The organism is Xanthomonas sp. 1678, assembly GCF_031455575.1.
In the GTDB taxonomy this organism is placed as follows: Bacteria; Pseudomonadota; Gammaproteobacteria; order Xanthomonadales; family Xanthomonadaceae; genus Xanthomonas_A.
Genome location: NZ_JAVDSZ010000002.1, coordinates 132,117 through 154,349, shown reverse-complemented (window position 1 = coordinate 154,349; position 22,233 = coordinate 132,117). Strand labels below are relative to the sequence as shown.

Below are 22,233 nucleotides of genomic sequence, written 5' to 3'. Positions count from 1 at the left end.
CATCCACCCGTCGGAATATCGTTCGCTGATATGGACGAGCGCCTTCGATCCCTGCCGATCGCGGCCGCGCATCGCGGGCCACGATCTTCGCAATGCACCGCGTTGCGCTCGTTACGAGGGATAAGACCGGCGCTTGCGGCGCGGACTGAACCGCTGCAACAAAAATTTCATGAGCGCCGCGAAACAGCCGCAAATCGCCTGGCGCGTTTCATGCCGATGTCATGTGGACGCGCTATACCGCGCGCGCCCGACGCGCCTGCGGCATCCGCGGCACGCGGCGACCGCTCCCCTGCGATCGTCCGGCACCGCCTGAAGACCGCCTCAGCTCATCACGACCACGCCGCCCGGCATCGACAGGATCCTTGCGCCATAGGCATCGCGCACCAGGTCGACGAAGGTGTCCAGGCGATCGAGCGGGATCCGCGCCTGCACCAGCCGCTCGGCCAGGGCGCCGTTGGTCACCACGATCCGGCCGCTGCGATGGCGATTGATCTCGTCCACGACCGCCGCCAGCGGCTCGTTATTGAAGATCAGCAGGCCGTGCCGCCAACCGTCGATGCGCTCGGCATCGACCTGCGCCACCGATGCGATCCGGTCCGGCGCCAACCGCGCCTGCCAGGCCGGCTGCAGCACCACGTTGCGTCCGTTGCGGCTGACCCGCGCCTCGCCCTGCAGGCAGGTCACGCGGATGTCCTCGTCCACGCAACGCACGTTGATGCGCGAGCCGGGCGCGGCGATGACCTCGGCTCCCGCGACCAGGATCGACACACCTGCCGCCGCGGCGCGCGGCAATTCGAACTGCGCTTCGCCTTCCAGCAGTTCCATAGCGACCGATCGGCCTGCGCCGGACTGGCGCTTGAGCGCGGTCCGGGTGGCCATCGCGATGCTCAATCCCTGCACATCGAATTGGACGCTTTCGCCGGTGGCGGTGCGGTAGTCGGCCGACAGTTCCTGCCAGTCCGGCCATAGACCTAACGGCGACTTGACGACCATCCAGCCCGTGGCGGCCGCCACCGCGCCGCCGAGGAACGCGCGACGTCCCATGCGCCGCTCGCGCCCATGCCCGCGCCCGGCGCTGACGCCCGGAGGTGGCGCAAGCGGCGTGGCGACAGTGCCGGGCGCCGGAGCGGCGTCGGCACGCTCGCGCTCGGCAACCACCGCCAGCCGGTGCGCCGGCTCCAGCGCCCGCCACACCTGCCGGACTTCGGCAAAGGCGCGCGCATGCAGCGGATCGGCCTGGCGCCAACGGCGGAACGCCTCCGCATCGTCCGCGGTGACGCGACCGGACGTCAGCCGCAGCAGCCAGTGCTGCGCCTGCTCCCTGACGGACGCACCGATGTGCATCGGTTCTGTGGTCTTCATATTCATCAGGACGGTTTTCCCGCGCCCGGACCGAACCGCTGCACGACTTGCCGGTCCAGGCGCATCGCGCAGTGCTGCAGCGCCTTCTTCAGTTCCTTGCCGATCATCCGCAGCGACACGCCATGTTGCTGGGCGATGAGGTCCAACGGCCGCTGTTCGATCCGCGCCGCCACCAGGATCGCGCGCTGCCGCGGACTGAGTTCCTGCAGCGCCTGCGCGAGCAGCAGCAGTTCCGACTGGCCGAAGGCGACCACCGCCGGATCGATGCCGCCGGTGTCCTCGTCCATCAGCGCCTCGATTTCTTCGCCGGTCAGCACCCGCGCCTGGCTGGCGCGCTGGTCCGAGGCGACGTTCACTGCCATCCGGAACAGGTAGGCGACCGGATTGCGCTGCGGGTGGGTGGCAGCGCCCATGCGCTCCACCCGCAGCCAGGTTTCCTGCAACGCGTCCAGCGCCAGATCGTCCGAGCCCAACCGCCGCCTCAGGCGCTTGCGGAAGGCCTCGTAGTTGTCGAGGAACAGGCTGCGCAGGCCGGCGCTCATCGCGAGCGCTTGCACGGCGGCGTGGACGTGTCCGATTCCGGCAGCAACAACAGCATCACCGGTTGCGGCACCTCGCTCGGCAGGCCGCGCAGCGGCAAGCCGGCCAGGCGCCGCACGATCTCCGCGTCGCGTTGCGCATCGCCGCTGGATTCGAACAATTCCGGCTGCCGGATCCGGTCGCGCTCGTCCAGCCAGAAGCGCACCCCGGCGCGATAACGCCCCGGGCGCGCCAGCGTCGACGCGCACAAGGCCTGTTCCAGCGAGCGCTGGATGACGCGCGCGCTGCCCGCGCGCGCAGCCGCGCTTCCCGCCACCGTCGCGGGCGCCGCATACGTGTTTTCGGTGCCGGGCGAGAGCGTATCTGTCGCCACCAGCGTGAACGCCCCGTCCTCTACGTACCTGGGCGCAAGCCCTGTGCCGACCAACATCAACTGCAGTGCCTCCCTCTGCCGATAGCGCCCCGCGACCGGCGACGACTCCAGCCCGACCAGCAGGCGCGAATCGATCAGCACGGCCAATCCGCTCGTCTCCCCGAACGCTTGCAATGCATCGGCCAAGGGTTGCGAAGGGATGTCGAACGCGCGCACCGCCTCCACCCGCGCCTGCGCGCTGTCGCCCGACCGAGGTGTGTCCGCGAACGCTAGCGCCGGATGCAGCCAGGCGAGCGCCAACACGGCGAGCGAACACCACCTGCCCCTGGATGATCCGGACGCATGCCGCGGCGTATGGCTACCGATGGCGTCGCGTCCAGATGTCATCAAACTGCATGCAAGACGCGCCACCATCGCAACGCGGAATCCATCACACTAATCGGGCTCGATTTCAATCCAGTGACAGCCATGCCCCGACCTCGAACGTCGCGTCCCCGTCTGTCCATTCTGCCGATCGCCCTGGCGCTGCTTGCGGCCGACGCGCACGCGGTCGACCCGGAACCGCGGGATGCCGACGACGAGGCGCTCCATTGCATCGAAGTCGAAGTGAACGGCGAACGCATCCCGGACTACGACTGCTTCAGCCAGATGCTCGCCGGCCAACACACAACTGCCGACGGCCGGCCCGCGGCCATGACCGCATCCGAGCGCATCGCCCGGCGCCCGCCGGCCGCACTGGGACTGGCGGATCGCGCCGCCACCAGCCAGCGGATGGGCAACACCTTCGGCAAGTCCACCACGCCGCAACGGCCGCCGCCGCCCGCACCGCGCCCGGTCGTCCCCAACCGTTGAAGCGGCAAAGGAGCGGCGGCACGGAATGGACGCCGCGCGGCCGCACCTCAGCGCTGCGAGCCATACGGCACGTAGTCCGGATTCGCGCGCAGCGACAGCCCCAGCACTAGCGGTTGCGGCATGTCGGCCGGCGGCGGCGCCGACAGCGGCTTGGCGGCCAACAGCGCGCGCAGGTCGGCGTCGGCCTGGGGGCTGCCGAGCGTCTGGAACTCGGCGCGTTCGATGCCGCCCTGCGCCGAGATCCAGATGCGCACCACCCACGGCTCGGCCTGTGCGGCCGCCACCTGCGGCTGCTCCAGCCACGCATGCAATCGCGTCACCAGTTCGCCGCCTGCGTCGCTGAGGCGGTGCTGCAATTCGCCGCTGGCGAGCGCGGCGTAGCGCGCCCAGTGCGCGGGCACAGGTACCTGCACCGACGTTGCCGTCGCCCCGGCGCCAGCGGCCAGCATCGCGCCGCCCAAGGCGAAGCCGAACGTTTTTGCCAGCGATAACGTGCGCAAGCGATACCGCCATCCGGATCGCGGGTGTCCCGTCTTGTCGTGTTGCATCTCTTCCGTCCTCGCAAAGTCTCGCCCGTGGTGCCGTGCGCAAGCGTGGGCGCGGCGAAGCGGCCGACTGCGCCGCGCCCCTGCGCTGCCGGCCGCTACCGTCACCGCCGATGATCGGAATCGCGGCGCTGGCGATGGCGCCCAGGATGCCGCGTCCGCTAGCGGGCGGCGCGCCGTTCGCTTGCGGCCACCAGCGGCGCCGGCTCCAGGTAGATCGCCTGCAGACGCTTGCGGTCTTCGCGGCTCACCCCCAGTTCCTTCTCGAAGTAGGCGTCGAGCGAGCCGTAGTCGTTGCGGATCTGGTCGAACGCGGCCGCGATCAGCGAGGCGTCGGTGCCCGACAACACCTTCAGCGCTTCCGGCGGCAGCTTGCCCATCGCTTCCATGGTCGAACTGTGCGGGCCGTCGGCCTTGGGCTCGCCCTTGGCCTTGGACGCGGCGTGCTTGGCCTTGCGTGCGGCTTCCTGCTTCGGATAGACCAGCGCGCTCAGCGCGTAGTCGGCGCTGACCGTATCCGGGGCCACGCCCAGCGCGGTGAGCACCAGCGCGCCCAGCACGCCGGTGCGGTCCTTGCCGGCGCTGCAGTTGAACAGCAGGCCATTGCCTTCCTGCAGGTCGGCGAAGGCCTGCTTGAACTGCGCCGCGTACATCTTGGGCATCGTCCGGTAGAAACTGCCGAACACGCGCAGCGCGGCCATTTCCGGGTTGGCCGACGGCGTGGAGAACGCCTTGGCGAAGGCGCCCGGGTCGAAATCCAGCTTGTAGTCCAGGCTGTAGTAGTCGCCACCTTGGGTGATGCGCTGCGCATCGGTCGGCTCGACCTTTCGCTCTTCCTGCGAGCGCAGGTCGCAGATGGTCTTGATGCCGAGCTTCTGCAGGTAGGCGTAGTCGGCATCGGTCAGGTCGCTCATCACGCCGGAACGGTAGAGCCTGCCCCACTTGACGCTGCGGCCATCGGTGGTGCGGTAGCCGCCGAGGTCGCGGAAGTTGACCCCGCCTTCCAACGGCAGCACGCGTTCGGCGACGACTTCCTTGTGGCCTTCGTTGTCGTCGACCAGCACGTACGGGCGCGTGCCGGCGGCATGTTCGAGCTCCACGCGGCCGGCGGCGCCGGGCGCATCGTCGATCCGCTTGGCGTTGCCGGGGACCTTGCCCTGGGCATCGCTGAGCACGAGGTCGAATTTTTCGCCGACGGCCAGCGCGCCGGTCCAGACCACGGCGATCCTGGTCGGCGAAACGCGCTCGACGGCGATGTCGGTCGGCAGCTGCGCCTGCGCGTCGAACGCGAGGGCGGCAATGGCGAGGGCCAACAGTGGCTTGCTGTTCTTCATGTGATGGTTCCTCAGAAGCGGATGGCGACGTCGAGCCCGAAGGTGCGCGGGTCGTTGAAGATGCCGTAGGTGCCCAGGCTGGCGGTATTGCTGGTGTAGAACAGGTGCTCCTCGTCCAGCAGATTGCGCGACCACAGCGAGAATTCCGCCGTGGCCCCGCTGCTGCCCAGCGGCACATCGATCAGGGCCACGCGCGCGTTGACCACGAAGGAGCTGTCGGTGAGGGTCTGCTCGACCTCGCTGGTGTAGTAGCCGTCGGACCAGTTGCCGTCGAGGTGGAACTTCAGCGCCGAAGCGCCCAGCGGCACCAGATAGTCGATGCCGACGCTGCCGGCGTTTTCCGGCGCGTACAGCGGCAGCACGGTGACCAGCGGATTGCCGGCCACGTACGGATTGGGCGCGCTCAGCGGGTCGGCCTTGGTGTAGGCGTAGTCCACGCTCAGGGTCAGGCCGTCCAGCGGCATGATGCTGAACTCCAGTTCCGCGCCCTTGGACTTGCCGTCGGTGCTGGCATTGGTGGTATCGGACACGGTACGGGTCTGGCCCGGCGCCAGCGGCAGGAAGAAGTCCATCTGCCGGTCCTTGACCGTGGCGGAGAACAGCGCCAGGTTCAACCGCGCACGATCGTCCCAGAACTGGGTCTTGGCGCCGAGTTCGATCGCTTCGACCTCTTCCGGCGCGAACGCGCGGTAGCTGATCGAACGCGAATTGGCGCCGCCGGCCTTGAAGCCGGTGCTCCACTTGGCGTAGACCATCGTGTCGTCGCCGAGGTCGTAGGCCACGTTGAGCATCGGGTCGAAGCGGCTCCACGAGCCTTCGAATGCCAGGTTGGACGCCACCCCGTTCAAGGTGTGCAGCCGCCCTTCCTTGTCGTCCTTGGTCCAGCGCCCGCCGGCGGTCAGGTGCAGGTTTTCGATCGAGGCCGGCGTCCAGGTGGCCTGGCCGAAGACGCCGAGGCTGTCGGCCTTGGCCTTGCTGGCGCGGTCGATGCGCACCTTGCCCAGGTCCAGCGGCTGGTTGATCGTGGTGTAGGCGCTGCCGTCGGCGTTCCAGCGCAAGGTGTTCGGGGTCTGCGCGTTGTCGCCCACGGTCTCGTGGTAGTAGAACGCGCCGGCGACGTATTCCACCTGCGCGGTGTTGCCGATCAGCTGGAACTCCTGGCTGTACTGGTGCTGGTAGAACTTGGCCAGGCTGTAGCGGCCGAACTCGCCGTTAGGCGCGAACGAGGAGATCGCATCGTTCAGTCCGTTGTCGAACTGGCCCTGCTCAAGCTGTCGGTACGAGCTGATCGACTTCAGCTGCAGATCGTCCGACAGCGTCCAGGTCAGGTTCAACAGGTGGCCATCGGTCTTGCCGACGTTCTCTTCCTGCGGCACGCCGATGATGGCTGAGTCGCGCCGGTCGCGCTGCGCGCCGGCGCTCAGCAGCGGGCCGCGCCGCGCGCTGCCGCCGCCCAGGTACTGGGCATGGTAGGGCGTGGTCGCGTCGTAGGAATGGTCGAGCGCGTACAGGGCCTCGAAGCTGTCGCTCGGCTGCCACAGCGCACTGAGGCGCGCGCCGCGCTTGTCGTAGCCGTTGAAATCCTCCTGGCCGCGCATCGGATTGTCGGTGGTGCCGCCGCGATGCGCCTGCACCGCGTCGATCTTGAAGCTGACGTCGCCCACGCGCGGCAGATCCAGGTGCATGCCGCTGCTGTAGCCATCGTAATTGGAGACGCCGACGTTGGTCCTCAGCCCGAACTCGCCGGTCGGCGCCTTGGTCACGATGCTGATGGCGCCGCCTTCGGTATTGCGGCCGAACAGCGTGCCTTGCGGCCCCTTCAGCACCTCGATGCGTTCCACGTCGTACAGCGCGGTCCCCAACCCCTGGGCGCGGCCGAGGAACACGCCGTCGACGTACACGCCCACGCCCTGGTCGCGCGCCGGCTGGTTGGCATCGCCACTGGCGCCGATGCCGCGGATGCCGATGTTCAGCGCCGAGCTGCGGGTGGCGAACGGCGCGATACGCAGCGAGGGAATCGAACCGTCGGCCAGGCTGCCGAGGGAAATCGCGCTGCGATCCTTCAGTTCCTCGTCGTTGAGCACCGATACCGAGATCGGCGTTTCCTGCAGGTTGGTCACGCGCTTCTGCGCGCTCACCACGACCTGGTCGAGCGTGACCGGATCGGACGCCTGCCGGGTCGCGGCTTCCTGCGGGGCTTCCTGCGCGAACACCGGCCCGGCGACCAACGCGGCCAGCGCCAGGGCGACGGCGCGGGAAAGAGGATGACGCATTGTGGTGGTTCCTGAAGGGGGTGGGAATAGCCGGCAATCTTGCGAGCCGCCGTTGACAGTTGAATGACCGTTCAACGCACTTCCCTGGGCTACCATCGGCGTCACTCCCACGTGCGAGCGAATCCATGCCTTCATTCGCCAGCAGCGACGCCGCTTCGGAAAACGACTACGCCAGGCAGAAGCGCCAGCGCATCCTCGACGCCGCGCGCGAGTGCTTCATCGAAGACGGTTTCGAGGCCGCGTCGATGGCCAAGATCGCAGCGCGCGCGGGCCTGAGTACCGGCCTGCCCTACCACTACTTCCAGAACAAACGCGCGATCGTATTGGCGTTGATCGAGCAGCACCTGGAGGAAAGTCGCCAGGGCCTGGCGCGGATCCAGGCCGCGGACGACCTGGCCGACACGCTGCAATCGGCCTTCGAACTGTGGCGCAGCCGCAAGGTCAGCGCGTTCCATGTCGGCCTGCAGAGCGAGATCACCGCGCTGGGCATGCGCGATGTCCACGTCGCGCGCGACCTGCAGCGCAACGGCCGAGACATGCGCCAGATGGTCGTGGGCTGGCTGCAGCAGCGCGACGCCAAGCAAGGACGAAGCCGTGCTGCGGACCAACTGGAACTGGCCGCGGCCATGATCCAGTGCTTTTCCGACGGCCTGGCCCTGATGGCTGCGCGCGAACCGGACTTCGACCCGGCCCTGGTCGAAGCTCTGCTGCAGCGCGTGGTGCCGCTGGCGCTGGAAGGCTGAGACAGAGCCGCGCAACGAAGTCGGGCCACGTCAAACGCAGCCCTCACGTCTGCTCCAGTGTTCTTCGTGCGCCCCGGCCGCCAAGCAGATTTGCGTGATCGGCTGGCAGGCTCGGCAGGAGATCGTGCAGCACCGTAACCAGGCGTCCGTGGGACCGCTTGTTGGTGGCCCACCAGCAACCGAATTAACCCTACAAGCCATTGTAAGAATTAAAAATTCATCAGGACGGCCCACCACTTTGACTCGCAATTTGACTCACTAACGACGCAGTCGCGAGCGCCTCCTACCGGACGCCGCCAGGTATCGCGGCGGCGCCTGACCAAGGTCAAGGACACGCACGGGTCGCGACCGGAAACTAGCGGCCATGCCTAACCTACCCGCGTCCCATGAGCATCCTTCTCCGGCCATGCTGGCGCGCGCGCCGCATCGACTGCTGTTCTTCGTCGGCGCAGGCAACCTGTTGCTGCTGATGGCTTGGTGGGCCCTATGGCTGGCCGGCCTGCACGGCGGCTGGGCGCTGCCGCAACCGCCGTTGCCGGCCGGTTGGCTGCATGCATTGGCGATGCAGTACCTGGTGCTGCCCAGTTTCGTTTTCGGCTTCCTGCTGACCGTGTTCCCGCGCTGGATGGGACTGCCGGAACTGCCGCGCCGACACTATGTGCCGATCGGCGCCGGGCTGTTCGGCGGACAGGCGGCGCTGCTGCTGGCGATGCTGGGCTGGGCGCCGGGCCTGTGGTTGGGACTGGCGCTGGCCATCGCCGGCTGGAGCGGTGCGCTGGTCGTGCTGGGCGGGCTGCTGAAGGCCGAGCGCGGCCGCACCTGGCACGCATACTCGTGCTACGCGGCGTTGCTGCTGGGCTGGCTGGGCCTGCTGGCGTTCGCGGGCGTGGCCGCCGGCGAGAGCAGGCTGATGGCCGCCAACATCGCGTTGGGCAGCTTCGGCCTGCTGCTGCCGCTGTACCTGAGCGTCGCCCATCGCATGTTCCCGTTCTTCGCCGGCAACGCGGTGCCGGGTTACGTGGCGTGGCGCCCACTGTGGTGGCTGGCTGCGATGTGGGCAACGCTGCTCGCGCACCTGGCGCTGGCCCTGGCCGGCGCCGACGCCTGGCTATGGCTGGCCGACGCGCCTGCGCTCGCGCTCGCCGCGTACGCGCTATGGCGCTGGTGGCCGCGCGGCTGCATGCCCGGTCTGCTGGCCGCGCTGTTCATCGGCATGGCCTGGTTGCCGGTCACCTACGCGCTATACGTGGTCCAGAGCGTGGGCTGTCTGCTCACCGGGCAGTTGTTGCTGGGCCGTGGGCCGATCCACGCCTTGTCCATCGGCCTGTTCGGCAGCCTGCTGGTGGCGATGGTGACGCGGGTGACGCAGGGCCATTCCGGCCGCCCGCTGACGATGCCGCCGGTGGCCTGGTTCGCGTTCGCCGCGATCCAGGGTGTGGCCACGATGCGGGTCGTCGCCGAACTGACACCGGACCCGTTGCGCTGGCAGGTGGCGGCCGCCGTCGGCTGGCTGCTGGCGCTGGCTCCCTGGGTAGCCCGGATCGGCCGCATCTACCTGAGTCCGCGCCCCGACGGCAAGGGCGGCTGAGCGCACCATCGCGGGCGGGACGCGCCACTGGCATGCTTCGCAAATCCCACGTCGCCAAAGGCCAACCGGCGCTCCATGGCACACTATGGCGCGTCAGGCCGGCAGCAGTGCGCCACCCATCTGATGCAACGCCGCCAGGTCGAGCAGTTGCAGCTCGCGCCTGCTCACCTCGATCAGCCGCCGCAACTGCAAGCGCCGGAATGTGCGGCTCACGGTTTCCGGAGTGAGCCGCAGGTAGTTGGCGATGTCCGTGCGCGGCATTCCCAGGTGCAGCCGCTGCGCGGACAGCCCGCGCCGTTGCGCATGCTGCGACAGCAGCATGAGGAAGGCGGCCAGGCGCTGGTCTGCCTCGTAGCGCCCGATCAGCAGGCGGGTACTCCGATCGAGGCGGCGGCTGAGCAGGTCCAACAGGTTGCGCTGCAGGCCGGGAACGGTCTCGGTCAACCGCGTGACCGTGGCCAGCGGCAGGCGGCACAGCGATGTGGCCTCGAGCACGCGCGCGCTGCAGCCGTGGCGTTCGGCGTGGATGGCGTCCAGCCCGATCACGTCTCCGGGCATCGCGAAACCGAGGATCTGTTCCTCGCTCGACGGCGCGCCGACGACCAGCTTGACCGTGCCGCTGCGCACCACCAGCAACGCCAACATCGGATCGCCTTCGTGGAACAGGCACGCGCCCGCCGGGTACGGGCCGCTGTGCACGACGTGCAGGTGCATGTCGTGCACACGCTGCTCGTGACCACGCGCCAGGCAGAGCGCGCCGACATCGCAGATCAGGCATTGCCGCATGGCGCTGCCGTTGCGGTTGGGACAGATCGGCAGCCGGCGCGGTACCGGCGGGTGGAGTGCGCTCGTGTGCCTAGGTGGTGACGCAACCGACGTGGCGGTGGCGCGCGCGGATGCAGCGTGCCGCCGCGCGTTCATCCGCCACAGCACCCGCAGCAGCCGCCACCGTCCGCTGGCGCATCGCCATCGGCGACCAGTTCGGGCTTCGCGCCGAAGCTGCCGAGCACCGCCAGCACCTCGTGCGCCGGCAGCGAGGTCACGATGTCGAGCTGGCCGCTGGCCCGATCGATGCTGAGTTCGGCGCCAGGATCGGTGGTTCGCAACGCGGCCTGCATCAGTGCGATACGTTCCGCCGTCAGCGGCGTTTCGGAATGGATGGACATGGCGGTCTCTCGTGCATGCACCGTCGCGCCGCGCAACTGCGGTCGCATCCGGGACACCGACACTGTAGGCCGCGGTACGCGGCACCGCCTTGACCGCAGTCAAGCGGACCGGGGCTCACATTCGTGCATTGCAGGAGCGCACAGGACAGCGCATGCGGCACGTGTCGCTGGCCGCGCCGCGAGCGACGCGATCTAGGAGCATCCGGCTACGGGCTCCCCCCGCCGGATGCGAACGCCTCCAGCCGCGCCGGATCGCGCAACACCACTTCGCGCTGCTTGATCGCGATGATGCCGTCGTCGCCGAGCCGGCGCAGCACGCGGCTGACCGTTTCCGGCGCCATGCGCAGGTAGTTGGCGATCTCGGTGCGCGCCATGGTCAGGTTGAAACGCGTGGCCGAGAAGCCCCGCTGCGCGTAGCGCCGCGACAGGTCGAGCAGGAATGCGGCCATGCGCTCTTCGGTGCGGTAGTCGGCGGCCAGCATCGACGCCTTGCCGATCTCCGCGCTGAGCAGGCTGAACAGCTTGGCCTGCAGGCCGGGCATGCGCGAGGCCAGCAGGGTCATCTTGGGAAAGGAGAACTGGCACAGCAGCACCGTGTCCAGCGCCACAGCGTTGCAGGGAAAGCGCGAGGAATGGATCGCGTTGAGCCCGATCACTTCGCCCGGCAGGCTGAAGCCCAGTACCTGCTCGTTGCCGTTGCTGTCGTTGACGAAGGTCTTGACCATGCCGGCCCGGACCGCGGCGATGGCGCGGAATTCCTCGCCGGTGCGGAAGATGTAGTCGCCGGCATGGAACGGGCCGACATGATCCACCAGCACATGCAGTTCGGAAAGCATCGACTTGTCGTAGCCCTGCGAGATGCAGGCATCGGAGAACGCGCAGGTCGAGCAGAAGCGCAGCTCGTCGCCATCGCTCGACGCGGCCGGATTGAGCGGGGGAGCGGACGACGTCATCGGCCGCACCTGGACACGCGAACGGGGCTGCCGCAATGCGGCGACGGGTTACCGGCTAGGGAGCCGACGCTGGATGCTGAAAACATGCGGCAACGATACGCCATAGCAGCGCGCCGGTGAATGACAGCGACAGCACCTGGTCGTTCCAGCTGACCAGCCCCTGCTCCTCCAGCGGTCGCAGCCGCGCCAGCGCCAGCGCGAATTCGTCGTGGAACGGCATGGCATCGGTGCGTTGCGTCGCCCGCGCATCCAGCCGGTAGTCGCAGGCCAGCGACTGCATGATCTCCGCGCGCATGGCCTCGTCCTGCGACTGCACCAGCCCGCGCTCGATGCCCAGCCGCCCGGCGGCGACGGCCGCGCACCAGCGCGCCGGATCGCCGATCGCCTGGCAGAACACCTCGCCCAGCTGGCTCTCCGCCCCCGCACCGATGCCGATCAGGTCGGTGCGCTCGGCGCGCACCGTTCCGGTCAGGTCGCAATACTGCGCACGGCTGCCGCGGCGCCAGGGCGGGCTGGACGCCACGGCGAAGGTGTCCGCCCCGGCAGGCGCATAGCCGGCCTCGCCGAGCCGTTGCACCGCATCGGCCAGCAGGCGCGGCAGCGTGGGACCGACCGCCGCCAGCCAGGCCAGTCCCACCCGATCCGGTCGCCACGACAATACCTCCTCCAGCCGCAAGGCATCCGGGTATCCGGCCAGCACGTGACCGGTGGCGGCAAAGCCGGCGCCGGCGATTGCCTCGCGCGCGGCCAGCCGCGACGCCGCGGACGCGGTGCCGTCGTCGAGCAGTACCCCGCGGGTACAGCCCGCGGCCACCAGCGAACGCGCCGCCACCGAATTGCCTGGCCGCAACAGCACGGCCACGTCCGCGCGTGCGACCGTGCGCAGCGACTGCGGGATCGCATTGAGCAAGCGCGCCACGCCGCCGCAGCCGATCAGCTCGGGCAAGCCTTCGCCCAGCACGATGTACAGCACTTCGCGATCCTCGTCGAACAGCGCCGCGCTCCGCGCCAGCGCGCGCAACAGGCAGTGCAGGTACTCGCCCGGCGCGATCGGCGACCCGCCCCGCGGAGCGCCGAAGCACAACGTCAGCGAGCGCGGGATCAGGTGGTCGTTGCCGACCCGCACCGTCTTGGCGAAATCGGCATCGCCGAAGCCGCAGACGTAGTGCGCGCAAGGCGGATGCAACGGCCAGTGCGGTGCTGCAGGCAGGTAGCGTGCCAGAGCAGCCCGGTCGATCGCGAACGGGGAGCATTCCATGCCGGACACGTTAGCGGCCACTTGCCAGCCAGGCCCTGATCAAGATCAAGTCGGCGCTCGAACGCGACGATCGCGATCGGGTGGCGACCGTGCGCCGGGGCGAGCGGTGTTGCGAATGGCTGCGCCGACGTCTCGGATGCGCAGCAGACCGAGCGGCTCGCCCCGCAACCGTGGGCGCCGTCCTGTCTCAGGCGTCGCTGCAGGCGGTTCAGGCCAGAGGTGCGTTCGCTGCGGCGGCGGCCTCGGCGATCTCCGGCAGGTCGGTCTGCGCGCGCAGGCCGGGATGCTGGCGATGCTCCATGCGCCGGACCGCGAAGTGCATCCACGCCAGGGCGATGCTCACCAGCACGAACAACAGCATGAAACAGCTGGTCCACACCCCGATCAGGTCGTTCATCGCACCGAAGGCGATTGGCAGCACGAAGCCCCCCAACCCGCCGATCATGCCGACCACGCCGCCGACCGCGCCGACGTGCTGCGGGTAGTAGGCCGGAATGTGCTTGAACACCGCGGCCTTGCCCAGCGACATGAAGAAGCCGAGCACGAACACCAGCACGGTGAATGGGACCACGCCAACCGCCAGGTGGAAGGCGATGTCGCCGTCGATGCCCTTGATCACGTAACGGGTATCCGGGTACGCCAGCAGGAAGGTGCACACTACCGATACGCTCAGCGTCCAGTACATCACCCGGCGCGCGCCATAGCGGTCCGACAGCAGGCCGCCAGCGATGCGGAACAGGCTCGCCGGGATCGAATAGCAGGCCGCGACCAGGCCGGCCTGGCGGATGTCCATGCCGTAGGCGCCGATCAGGTAGCGCGGCAACCACAACGCCAACGCCACGAACGCGCCGAACACGAAGAAGTAGTAGAGCGAGAAGCGCCACACCTGCAGCTTCGCCAGCGGCCGCATCTGCTCGCGGAACGACATCGGCTTGACGCCCGAGCGCTTGCGTTCGGCCTGCGAGGGATCTTCCTGGGTGCACAGGTAGAAGATCACCGCCATCACCGCCAGCGCCACGGCCCATACCTTCGCCACCGTGGTCCAGCCGGCCGCCACCATCAGCATTGGCGCCAGAAGCTTGGTCACGGCCGCACCGATGTTGCCGGCGCCGAATACGCCCAGCGCGGTGCCCTGCTTCGCCGCCGGGAACCACTTGGAGACGTAGGCGACGCCGACCGAGAACGCGCCGCCGGCGATGCCGACGAACAGCGCCGCCAACAGGAACTGCGGGTAGCTGCGCGCATAGGTCAGCAGCCAGGTGGACGCCGCCGCGCACAACATCACCGCGGTCAGCAGGCGTCGGCCGCCGATCTGGTCGGTCAGCACGCCCAGGTTCACCCGGATCAGCGAACCGCTCAGTACCGGCGTGGCGATGAGCAGGCCGAACTGGGTGTCGTTGAGTCCCAGTTGCTGCTTGATCTGGATGCCGACGATCGAGAAGATCATCCATACCGCGAAGCACGTGGTGAAGGCGAAGGTACTGAGCCACAAGGCGCGCTGCTGGGCAGCGGAGGGAAGGACGGCGTTCATCGCATGGTCTGCATTCGTAGTGAAAGGCACAGGCGCGCCTGCCTGCATCTTGGGCGGTTGGAGGGATGGCGGGAGGCCATGCCGGCTCAGGCCTCCGCTTCCGCCTCGATGGCATCCAGGCCGCTCACCCCGTAGTGTTCCTGCAACAGCTGCAGGTAGCGTTGCAGATCGCGTTGCCGCGACTGCAGTTCGAGGTAGTCGGCGATCCGCCGATGCACCTGCTCGAAGGTCTGCGGCAGGCCCGGCTCGATGTCGTCGACGACGACGACGTGATAGCCCCAGCGCGATTCCATCGGGAACCCGGCCAGGCCCTGGCGCAGGCGGAACAGTTGGCGGTCGAACTCCGGCGTGGTCTGCCCGCGCTGCAGCCAGCCCAGCTCGCCGCCCTGCTCGCGCGATGGGCAGTCGGAATGGCGCATGGCGAAATCGGCGAACAACTCCGGGCGCTGCTGCAGTTCGACAATCAGGCTCTCGCCGCGGCGGCGCGCCTCGTGGCGCCCGCCCACATCGTCGGCCGGCGCCGCGAACAGGATATGTCTGGCCTTGACCCGGTCCGGCGAGCGGAAGCGCTCGGCGTTCTGCGCGTAGTACCGCGCGCAGGCCTGCTCGTCCGGCACCCGCTGCTCGATCTCGCCCTCGAGCAGCATGCGTATCGTGGCCTCCTCGGCTGATTCGCGCCCGTCGGCAGGCAGTTGCGCCGCCAATCCCAGGCGCTCGCACTCGCGGCGCAGCAGTTCGCGCACCACCAGCGCGCGCGCCGCGGCCGCGCGCGACACCTGCGGCCGCATCGCGCGGTGGAACTGCATCTCCTGCGCGATATCCGCCTCGCTGATCGGCGTGTCGCCGACGAACAGCAGGCACGGCGCCGGCGCGCCCAGCGTGCGCGGGCCAGCATCCGCATCGTCGTGGTGCGCGTGCGCCTCCTCCGCCACCGGCTGCTGCGAATCGATCACGGTGAGCGGCAGGCGCCGCGGCACGGACAAGGTGGCGGCCATGTTCAGCGCCTCCTGTCGTAGTTCAGCGGCGCCTGACGCCGCCGCACCACCTGGTACGGACGCCACAGGTAGCTCAGCGGAATGCTCCAGACGTGCACCAGGCGGGTGAACGGGGCGATCAGGAACAGGGTCATCCCCAGAAACACGTGGGTCTTGTACACCCAGGAAACGTCGCTGATGTAGTCGGCCGCGCCCCAGCGGAAAGTGACGATGTGCTGCGCCCATTCGCCGAGCCGGATCATCACTGCGCCGTCCATGTGTTGCGTCGAGTAGCCGATACTGATCATGCCCAGCACCAACTGTGCGAACAGCAGCACCAGTACCAGCGTATCGCCGAAGGTACCGGTGGCGCGCACGCGCGGATTGGTCAGCCGGCGCACCAGCAAGATGGCGATGCCGACGAAGCAGAGCGCGCCGAACACGCCGCCGACGACCATCGCCAGCAATTGCTTCTGCGGAGCAGTGATGAAGTGCTCGTACAGCGCGTGTGGCGTCAACAATCCGACCAGGTGTCCGCCCAGGATCGCCAGCACGCCGACATGGAAGCAGTTGCTGCCGATGCGCATGCCGCGGTCGGACAGCAGTTGGCTGGAGCCGGTGCGCCAGGTGTACATGGACTTGTCGAAGCGCACCCAGCTGCCGACGAAGAACACCGCCAGCGCGATGTACGGATAGATCTGGAATGCGAACTGATGCAAGTGGTTCATGGCTTCACCTCGTTGATGGCCTGGATGCCTGCGACGGGCCGCGGGACCGGCTTGCAGTCTTCGCCCGGCGCCTGCGCGCCGAAGCGCACCGCTTCTTCTTCCCACAACCGGTCCATCGCCTCGGGCGAGTCGTCGCGCGCCTCGCCGCTGGCACGTTTGCGCAGCAGCGCCAGGTTCACTTCGCCATCGGCGTATTCCAGCAGCAGCTCGAACAGCAGCGCGTAGCCGCTCTCGCGCTCGGCGGCGCGCGCCGCCAGCAGGCCGACGATATGGCCGACATGGCCCAGCCAGTCGCGCGCCTCCGCGTCGGGCCGCTGGTCCAAGTATTCCAGCAGCAGCGGCAGGTAGTCCGGCAGCTCCCGCGCGGACAGCTCGAAACCGTTGCTGCGGTAGGCTTCGATCAGGTCGACCATCGCCTGGCCGCGATCGCGGGACTCGCCGTGGATGTGCTCGAACAGCAGCAGGCTCATCGCCCGGCCGCGGTCGAACATGGACAGCCAGCGGTCCTGGACCGCGAGCGGGTCCTCGGCCAGCAGCTCCTGCACGAAGCCGCACAGCGCGGCGCGGCGCGGCGCCGACAAGGCCGGATCGTCGGCCGCCTGCAGCAGTTCCTCGCCGTGTTGCCAGAGAGCGTCCTGCGGATAATCCATCAGCACGCCGATCAGCTTGAGCAGGCTCATCGCACCACCTCCTCGGTTCCGCGCCGATTGGGCGACGGCACCGTGTGGCCGGTGGGCTTGCGGTTGCCGAACAGGTCCGCCGCGCTGTCGCCATTGCAGCCATTGCCGAAGGTGAAGCCGCAACCGCCGCGCTCGCCGAAGGCGTCGTTGGCGTACTCGCGATGTGCGGTGGGGATCACGAAGCGGTCCTCGTAGTTGGCGATCGCCAGGTACCGGTACATCGACTCGGCCTGCGCCACGCTGAGTCCGGCCTGCTGCAGCACCGCGAGGTCTTCCACGCCGTCCACGTTCTTGGCGCGGCGCCACGCGCGCATCGCCATCAACCGCTCCAGCGCGCGCACCACCGGCGCCTCGTCGCCGGCCGACAGCAGGTTGGCCAGATAGCGCACCGGAATGCGCAGCGATGCGATGTCCGGCAGCTCGCCGTTCATGCCGATGTGGCCGCGCTCGGCCGCCGACTGGATCGGCGACAGCGGCGGCACGTACCACACCATCGGCAGCGTGCGGTATTCCGGATGCAGCGGCAGCGCCAGCTTCCAGTCGATCGCCAGTTTGTACACCGGCGAGGCCTTGGCCGCCTGCAGCCAGCTATCCGGGATGCCCTCGGCGCGTGCGGCGGCGATCACCTGCGGGTCTTCCGGGTCCAGGAAGATGTCCAGGTGCGCCTGGTACAGATCCTTTTCGGCCGGCACCGCGGCGGCGCTCTGGATGCGGTCGGCGTCGTACAGCATCACCCCCAGGTAGCGGATGCGGCCGACGCAGGTTTCCGAACACACGGTCGGTTCGCCCATCTCGATGCGTGGGTAGCAGAAGATGCACTTCTCCGACTTGCCGCTCTTCCAGTTGTAGTAGATCTTCTTGTATGGGCAGGCCGACACGCACATGCGCCAGCCGCGGCACTTGTCCTGGTCGATCAGCACGATGCCGTCCTCCTCGCGCTTGTAGATCGCGCCCGATGGACACGCCGACACGCAGGCAGGATTCAGGCAGTGTTCGCACAGCCTCGGCAGGTACATCATGAAGGTCTTCTCGAACGCGCCGTAGATCTCCTTCTGTACGTTGTCGAAATTGCGGTCCTTGGATCGCTTGGCGAACTCGGTGCCGAGGATTTCCTCCCAGTTCGGCCCCCACTCGATCTTCTCCATGCGCTGGCCGCTGATCAGCGAGCGCGGGCGCGCGGTGGGCTGGTGCTTGACGTCCGGGGCGGTATGCAGGTGCTGGTAGTCGAACTCGAACGGCTCGTAGTAGTCGTCGATCTGCGGAAGGTCGGGGTTGGCGAAGATCTTCGCCAGCATCCGGAAACGTCCGCCGGCGCGTGGGATCAGCTTGCCGGCGGCGGTCCGCACCCAGCCGCCGTTCCACTTGTCCTGGTTCTCCCATTCCTTGGGATAGCCCACGCCGGGCTTGGTTTCGACGTTGTTGAACCAGGCGTATTCCACGCCCTCGCGCGAGGTCCATACGTTCTTGCAGGTGATCGAGCAGGTATGGCAGCCGATGCACTTGTCCAGGTTCAACACCATCGCGATTTGCGCACGAACTTTCATCACGCCACCTCCCCTGCCGCGACCTTCGCGGATTCGCCATCCAGCCAATCGACCTTGTCCATCTTGCGCACCACCACGAACTCGTCGCGGTTGGTGCCACAGGTGCCGTAGTAGTTGAAGCCGTAGGACAGCTGCGCGTAGCCGCCGATCATGTGGGTGGGCTTGAGTACCACTCGTGTGACCGAGTTGTGGATGCCGCCGCGGGTGCCGGTGACCTCCGACCCGGGCGTGTTGATGATGCGTTCCTGCGCGTGGTACATCATCGCCATGCCGGACATCACCCGTTGGCTGACCACCGCGCGCGCGGCGATCGCGCCGTTGACGTTGAACAGCTCGATCCAGTCGTTGTCGACGATGCCGGCGCTGCGCGCGTCGTCCTCGCTGAGCCACACGATCGGGCCGCCGCGCGAGAGCGTCTGCATGATCAGGTTGTCGCTGTAGGTGCTGTGGATGCCCCACTTCTGGTGCGGGGTGATCCAGTTCAGCACGATCTCCTTGTTGCCGTTCGGCTTGCGCCCGAGCATCGGCGCGGCGGCCTTGGTGTCCACAGGCGGGCGATAGCCCATGAAGCCTTCGCCAAAGGCGATCATCCACTCGTGATCCTGGTAGAACTGCTGGCGCCCGGTCAGGGTGCGCCACGGGATCAGCTCGTGGACGTTGGTGTAGCCGGCGTTGTAGCTGACGTGGTCGTCCTCCAGCCCCGACCAGATCGGCGAGGAGATGATCTTGCGCGGCTGCGCCTGGATGTCGCGGAAGCGGATCGCCTCGTGCTCCTTGCCCACCGCAAGATGGGTGTGCTCGCGGCCGGTGAACTTGCCCAGCGATTCCCATGCCTTCACCGCGACGTGGCCATTGGTTTCCGGCGCCAGGTGCAGGATCACCTCGCAGGCGTCGATCGCCGACTCGATCGCCGGACGTCCGTGGCTGACGCCGTCCTCCAGCACGGTATGGTTGAGCTTGCCGAGGAAGGCCACCTCGTCGCGGGTATCCCAGTTCATGCCCTTGCCGCCGTTGCCGTGCTTGTCCAGCAGCGGGCCGAGCGAGGCGAACTTCTTGTACAGGTTCGGATAGTCACGCTCGACCACCGTCATCGACGGCATGGTTCTGCCCGGCACCGCCTCGCACTCGCCCCTGGTCCAGTCGGTCACGCCCATCGGCATCGCCAGTTCGTTGGGGGTGTCGTGCAGGATCGGCACCAGCACCAGGTCCTGCTCCACGCCCAGCACGCCGGGCGCCATCGCGCTCAGCGTCCTGGCCACGCCCTTGAAGATGTCCCAGTCGCTGCGCGATTCCCAGGCCGGGTCCACCGCCTTGGACAGCGGGTGGATGAACGGGTGCATGTCCGAGGTATTGAGATCGTCCTTCTCGTACCAGGTGGCGGTGGGCAGCACGATGTCCGAGTACAGCGCGGTCGTGCACATGCGGAAGTCCAGCGTCACCAGCAGGTCGAGCTTGCCCTCGGCCGGCGCGTCGTGCCACTTCACCTCGTCCGGCTTGCGCGCGCCCTCCTCGCCAAGGTCCTTGCCCTGCACGCCGTGGCGGGTGCCCAGGAAGTGACGGAGCATGTACTCGTGGCCCTTGCCGGAGGAACCGAGCAGGTTGGAGCGCCAGATGAACATCACCCGCGGGAAGTTCTGCGGCGAATCCGGATCGGCGTAGGCGAAATCCAACGTGCCATCCTTCAGCTTCGTCAGCGCGTACTCGGCCGGCGCCACGCCGGCGCGCTCGGCCTCGCGGGTCAGCTGCAACGGATTGCGGTCCAGCTGCGGCGCGCTCGGCAACCAACCCATGCGGATCGCGCGCAGGTTGAGGTCGGCGATGGTGCCGGTGAACTTGCTCGGGTCCGCCAGCGGCGACAGGATTTCCTTCACCTCCAGCTTCTCGTAGCGCCACTGGTCCGAATTGAAATAGAAGAACGAGGTCCCGTTCATGTGCCGCGGCGGACGACTCCAGTCCAGTCCGAACGCCAGCGGCTGCCAGCCGGTCTGCGGGCGCAGCTTCTCCTGACCGACGTAATGCGACCAGCCGCCGCCGGTCTGGCCGATGCAGCCGCACATGACCAGCATGTTGATCAGGCCGCGATAGTTCATGTCGTTGTGGTACCAGTGGTTCACCGCCGCACCGACGATGATCATGCTGCGCCCGCGGGTCTTGTCGGCGGTACGCGCGAATTCGCGCGCGATCTCGATCACGTCGGCACGCGGCACCCCGGTGATGCGTTCCTGCCAGGCCGGCGTACCGGGCACGTCCTCGTCAAAGCTGGTGGCCACGTTGCCGCCGCCGAAGCCGCGATCCACGCCGTACTGCGCCAGCAGCAGGTCGTACACCGTGGTCACCTCGATCGTGCCGTCGGCGCCTTGCAGGCGGCGCACCGGCACATTGCGTTCGAGCACGTCCTGGAACGTGGACGCTGTCCACGGTGCACTCTCGATGCCGCCGAAATACGGAAAGCTGACCGCCTCGATCGCCTCGTGATCGTCCTTCAGGCTCAGCCGCAAGCGGGTCGCAGCGCCGGCGCTGTCCTGCTGTTCGATGTTCCACTTGCCCTGCTCGCCCCAGCGGAAGCCGATCGAGCCTTTCGGCACCACGATGCGGCCGCTGGCTTCGTCCCACGCCAGCGTCTTCCATTCCGGGTTGTTGTCCTCGCCCAGGCCGCCCAGGTCGCTGGCGCGCAGGTAGCGCCCCGCCACCAGGCGTCCATCCGCGCGACGCTCCAGCCGCACCAGCAGCGGCATGTCCGAATACTGCCGGCAATAGTCGGTGAAGTACTGCGAGGGGCTGTCGACGTGGAACTCGCGCAGAATCACATGGCCGAACGCCATCGCCAGCGCCGCGTCGGTGCCCTGCTTGGGGTGCAGCCAGTGGTCGGTGAGCTTGGCCACTTCCGAGTAATCGGGCGTGACTGCCACGGTCTTGGTGCCGTTGTAGCGCGCCTCGGTGAAGAAGTGCGCGTCCGGGGTGCGCGTCTGCGGCACGTTCGAACCCCAGGCGATGATGTAGCGGCTGTTGTACCAATCGGCCGATTCCGGCACGTCGGTCTGCTCGCCCCAGACCTGCGGCGAGGCCGGCGGCAGGTCGCAGTACCAGTCGTAGAACGACAGGCAGGCGCCGCCCAGCAGCGACAGGTAACGCGCGCCGGCGGCATAGGACACCATCGACATCGCCGGGATCGGCGAGAAGCCGATCACCCGGTCCGGGCCGTACTCCTTGACCGTGTACAGATTGGACGCGGCGATGATCTCGTTGGCCTCGTCCCACTGCACGCGCACGAAGCCGCCCATGCCGCGCCGCGACTTGTACGCGATGGCCTTGGCCGGATCCTCGACGATGCTGGCCCACGCGTCCACGGGCGAGAGCGTCTTGCGCGCCTGCCGCCACATGCGCAGCAACGCGCCGCGCACCAGCGGGTACTTCAGCCGGTTGGCGCTGTACAGGTACCAGGAGTAGCTGGCGCCGCGCGGGCAGCCGCGCGGCTCGTGGTTGGGCAGGTCCGGGCGCGTGCGCGGGTAGTCAGTCTGCTGCGTCTCCCAGGTCACCAGCCCATTCTTGACGTAGATCTTCCAGCTGCACGAGCCGGTGCAGTTCACGCCGTGGGTGGACCGCACGATCTTGTCGTACTGCCAACGGGCGCGGTAACCGTTCTCCCACTCGCGGCTCTCGCTCTTGGTGACCCCGTGTCCGTCGGCGAAGCGCTCTGGCGCTCGCTTGAAGAACTGCAGCCGGTCCAGGAAATAACTCATCGTGCCTCTCCCATCGCTAATGTGTGCATCGTGGCTTGGGTGTTTCCAA

The 22,233-nt window shown here is 68.0% G+C and carries 19 protein-coding genes; 3 read left to right on the top strand and 16 right to left on the bottom strand.

From position 1 onward, the window contains the following. Nucleotides 1-321: 321 nt before the first annotated feature. Genes J2Y70_RS03905 through J2Y70_RS03895 form a run of 3 tightly spaced genes read right to left on the bottom strand, consistent with a single transcriptional unit; the run spans nt 322 to nt 2,578 of the window. Nucleotides 322-1,368, bottom strand: a complete 1,047-nt coding sequence (locus J2Y70_RS03905; RefSeq protein ID WP_309913553.1) for a DUF4880 domain-containing protein — start codon at nt 1,366-1,368, stop codon at nt 322-324. Continuing rightward, on the bottom strand, nt 1,368-1,904 hold the full coding sequence (locus tag J2Y70_RS03900; protein ID WP_309913550.1) for an RNA polymerase sigma factor: 537 nt from the start codon (nt 1,902-1,904) through the stop codon (nt 1,368-1,370). The genes J2Y70_RS03905 and J2Y70_RS03900 overlap by 1 nt, the downstream gene beginning before the upstream one ends. Beyond that, the gene (locus J2Y70_RS03895) at nt 1,901-2,578 is read right to left on the bottom strand and encodes an STN domain-containing protein (RefSeq protein ID WP_309913547.1); all 678 of its coding nucleotides are present in this window, start codon (nt 2,576-2,578) and stop codon (nt 1,901-1,903) included. The genes J2Y70_RS03900 and J2Y70_RS03895 overlap by 4 nt, the downstream gene beginning before the upstream one ends. A 51-nt stretch (nt 2,579-2,629) precedes the next feature. Here J2Y70_RS03895 and J2Y70_RS03890 point away from each other — a divergent pair, with 51 nt between their 5' ends. Further along, entirely contained in the window at nt 2,630-3,127 is a 498-nt protein-coding gene (locus tag J2Y70_RS03890) for a hypothetical protein (protein WP_309913544.1), read from the top strand. Between the two features lie 47 nt (nt 3,128-3,174). Here J2Y70_RS03890 and J2Y70_RS03885 read toward each other — a convergent pair whose 3' ends face one another. From J2Y70_RS03885 to J2Y70_RS03875, 3 genes are all read right to left on the bottom strand, one after another. Beyond that, nucleotides 3,175-3,627, bottom strand: a complete 453-nt coding sequence (locus J2Y70_RS03885; RefSeq protein WP_309913541.1) for a hypothetical protein — start codon at nt 3,625-3,627, stop codon at nt 3,175-3,177. A 206-nt stretch (nt 3,628-3,833) separates the two neighbouring features. Beyond that, nucleotides 3,834-5,006 carry a tyrosine-protein phosphatase gene (locus J2Y70_RS03880; RefSeq protein WP_309913539.1) on the bottom strand — a complete coding sequence of 391 codons (1,173 nt, stop codon included), beginning with the start codon at nt 5,004-5,006 and terminating at the stop codon, nt 3,834-3,836. An 11-nt stretch (nt 5,007-5,017) separates the two neighbouring features. Beyond that, a complete protein-coding gene (locus J2Y70_RS03875; protein WP_309913533.1) occupies nt 5,018-7,279 on the bottom strand; it encodes a TonB-dependent receptor in 2,262 nt (753 codons plus the stop codon). Between the two features lie 125 nt (nt 7,280-7,404). Here J2Y70_RS03875 and J2Y70_RS03870 point away from each other — a divergent pair, with 125 nt between their 5' ends. Together J2Y70_RS03870 and J2Y70_RS03865 are read left to right on the top strand one after the other, a co-directional pair. After that, nucleotides 7,405-8,022 carry a TetR/AcrR family transcriptional regulator gene (locus tag J2Y70_RS03870; protein WP_263395923.1) on the top strand — a complete coding sequence of 206 codons (618 nt, stop codon included), beginning with the start codon at nt 7,405-7,407 and terminating at the stop codon, nt 8,020-8,022. A 364-nt stretch (nt 8,023-8,386) separates the two neighbouring features. Then, a complete protein-coding gene (locus J2Y70_RS03865) occupies nt 8,387-9,610 on the top strand; it encodes an NnrS family protein (RefSeq protein WP_191825160.1) in 1,224 nt (407 codons plus the stop codon). A 93-nt stretch (nt 9,611-9,703) separates the two neighbouring features. Here J2Y70_RS03865 and J2Y70_RS03860 read toward each other — a convergent pair whose 3' ends face one another. The 10 genes from J2Y70_RS03860 to J2Y70_RS03815 all read right to left on the bottom strand — a co-directional run bounded on the left by J2Y70_RS03860 (nt 9,704) and on the right by J2Y70_RS03815 (nt 22,184). Beyond that, a complete protein-coding gene (locus J2Y70_RS03860) occupies nt 9,704-10,531 on the bottom strand; it encodes a cyclic nucleotide-binding domain-containing protein (RefSeq protein WP_225209861.1) in 828 nt (275 codons plus the stop codon). Continuing rightward, nucleotides 10,528-10,776 (bottom strand): hypothetical protein, encoded by a 249-nt coding sequence (locus tag J2Y70_RS03855; RefSeq protein ID WP_191825158.1) that lies wholly within the window; start codon nt 10,774-10,776, stop codon nt 10,528-10,530. The genes J2Y70_RS03860 and J2Y70_RS03855 overlap by 4 nt, the downstream gene beginning before the upstream one ends. Nucleotides 10,777-10,982: 206 nt before the next feature. Beyond that, entirely contained in the window at nt 10,983-11,729 is a 747-nt protein-coding gene (locus J2Y70_RS03850) for a helix-turn-helix domain-containing protein (protein WP_191825157.1), read from the bottom strand. Nucleotides 11,730-11,784: 55 nt separating this feature from the next. Next, complete coding sequence (locus tag J2Y70_RS03845; RefSeq protein WP_191825156.1) at nt 11,785-12,987, bottom strand: coproporphyrinogen III oxidase; 1,203 nt, start codon at nt 12,985-12,987, stop codon at nt 11,785-11,787. A gap of 208 nt (nt 12,988-13,195) precedes the next feature. Further along, nucleotides 13,196-14,518 (bottom strand): nitrate/nitrite transporter, encoded by a 1,323-nt coding sequence (locus J2Y70_RS03840; protein ID WP_191825155.1) that lies wholly within the window; start codon nt 14,516-14,518, stop codon nt 13,196-13,198. 86 nt (nt 14,519-14,604) lie between these two features. Continuing rightward, nucleotides 14,605-15,513 (bottom strand): peptidylprolyl isomerase, encoded by a 909-nt coding sequence (locus J2Y70_RS03835; RefSeq protein ID WP_191825154.1) that lies wholly within the window; start codon nt 15,511-15,513, stop codon nt 14,605-14,607. Nucleotides 15,514-15,515: 2 nt separating this feature from the next. Beyond that, nucleotides 15,516-16,220, bottom strand: coding sequence for a respiratory nitrate reductase subunit gamma (narI, locus tag J2Y70_RS03830; RefSeq protein ID WP_191825153.1), 705 nt, complete (start codon nt 16,218-16,220; stop codon nt 15,516-15,518). Then, nucleotides 16,217-16,900: a nitrate reductase molybdenum cofactor assembly chaperone gene (narJ, locus tag J2Y70_RS03825; RefSeq protein ID WP_191825152.1), complete on the bottom strand. Its 684-nt coding sequence runs from the start codon at nt 16,898-16,900 to the stop codon at nt 16,217-16,219. Before narJ ends, narI begins: the two co-directional genes overlap by 4 nt. Further along, the gene (gene narH / locus J2Y70_RS03820) at nt 16,897-18,444 is read right to left on the bottom strand and encodes a nitrate reductase subunit beta (protein WP_191825151.1); all 1,548 of its coding nucleotides are present in this window, start codon (nt 18,442-18,444) and stop codon (nt 16,897-16,899) included. Before narH ends, narJ begins: the two co-directional genes overlap by 4 nt. Next, nucleotides 18,444-22,184 (bottom strand): nitrate reductase subunit alpha, encoded by a 3,741-nt coding sequence (locus J2Y70_RS03815; RefSeq protein ID WP_191825150.1) that lies wholly within the window; start codon nt 22,182-22,184, stop codon nt 18,444-18,446. Before J2Y70_RS03815 ends, narH begins: the two co-directional genes overlap by 1 nt. Nucleotides 22,185-22,233 lie beyond the last annotated feature (49 nt).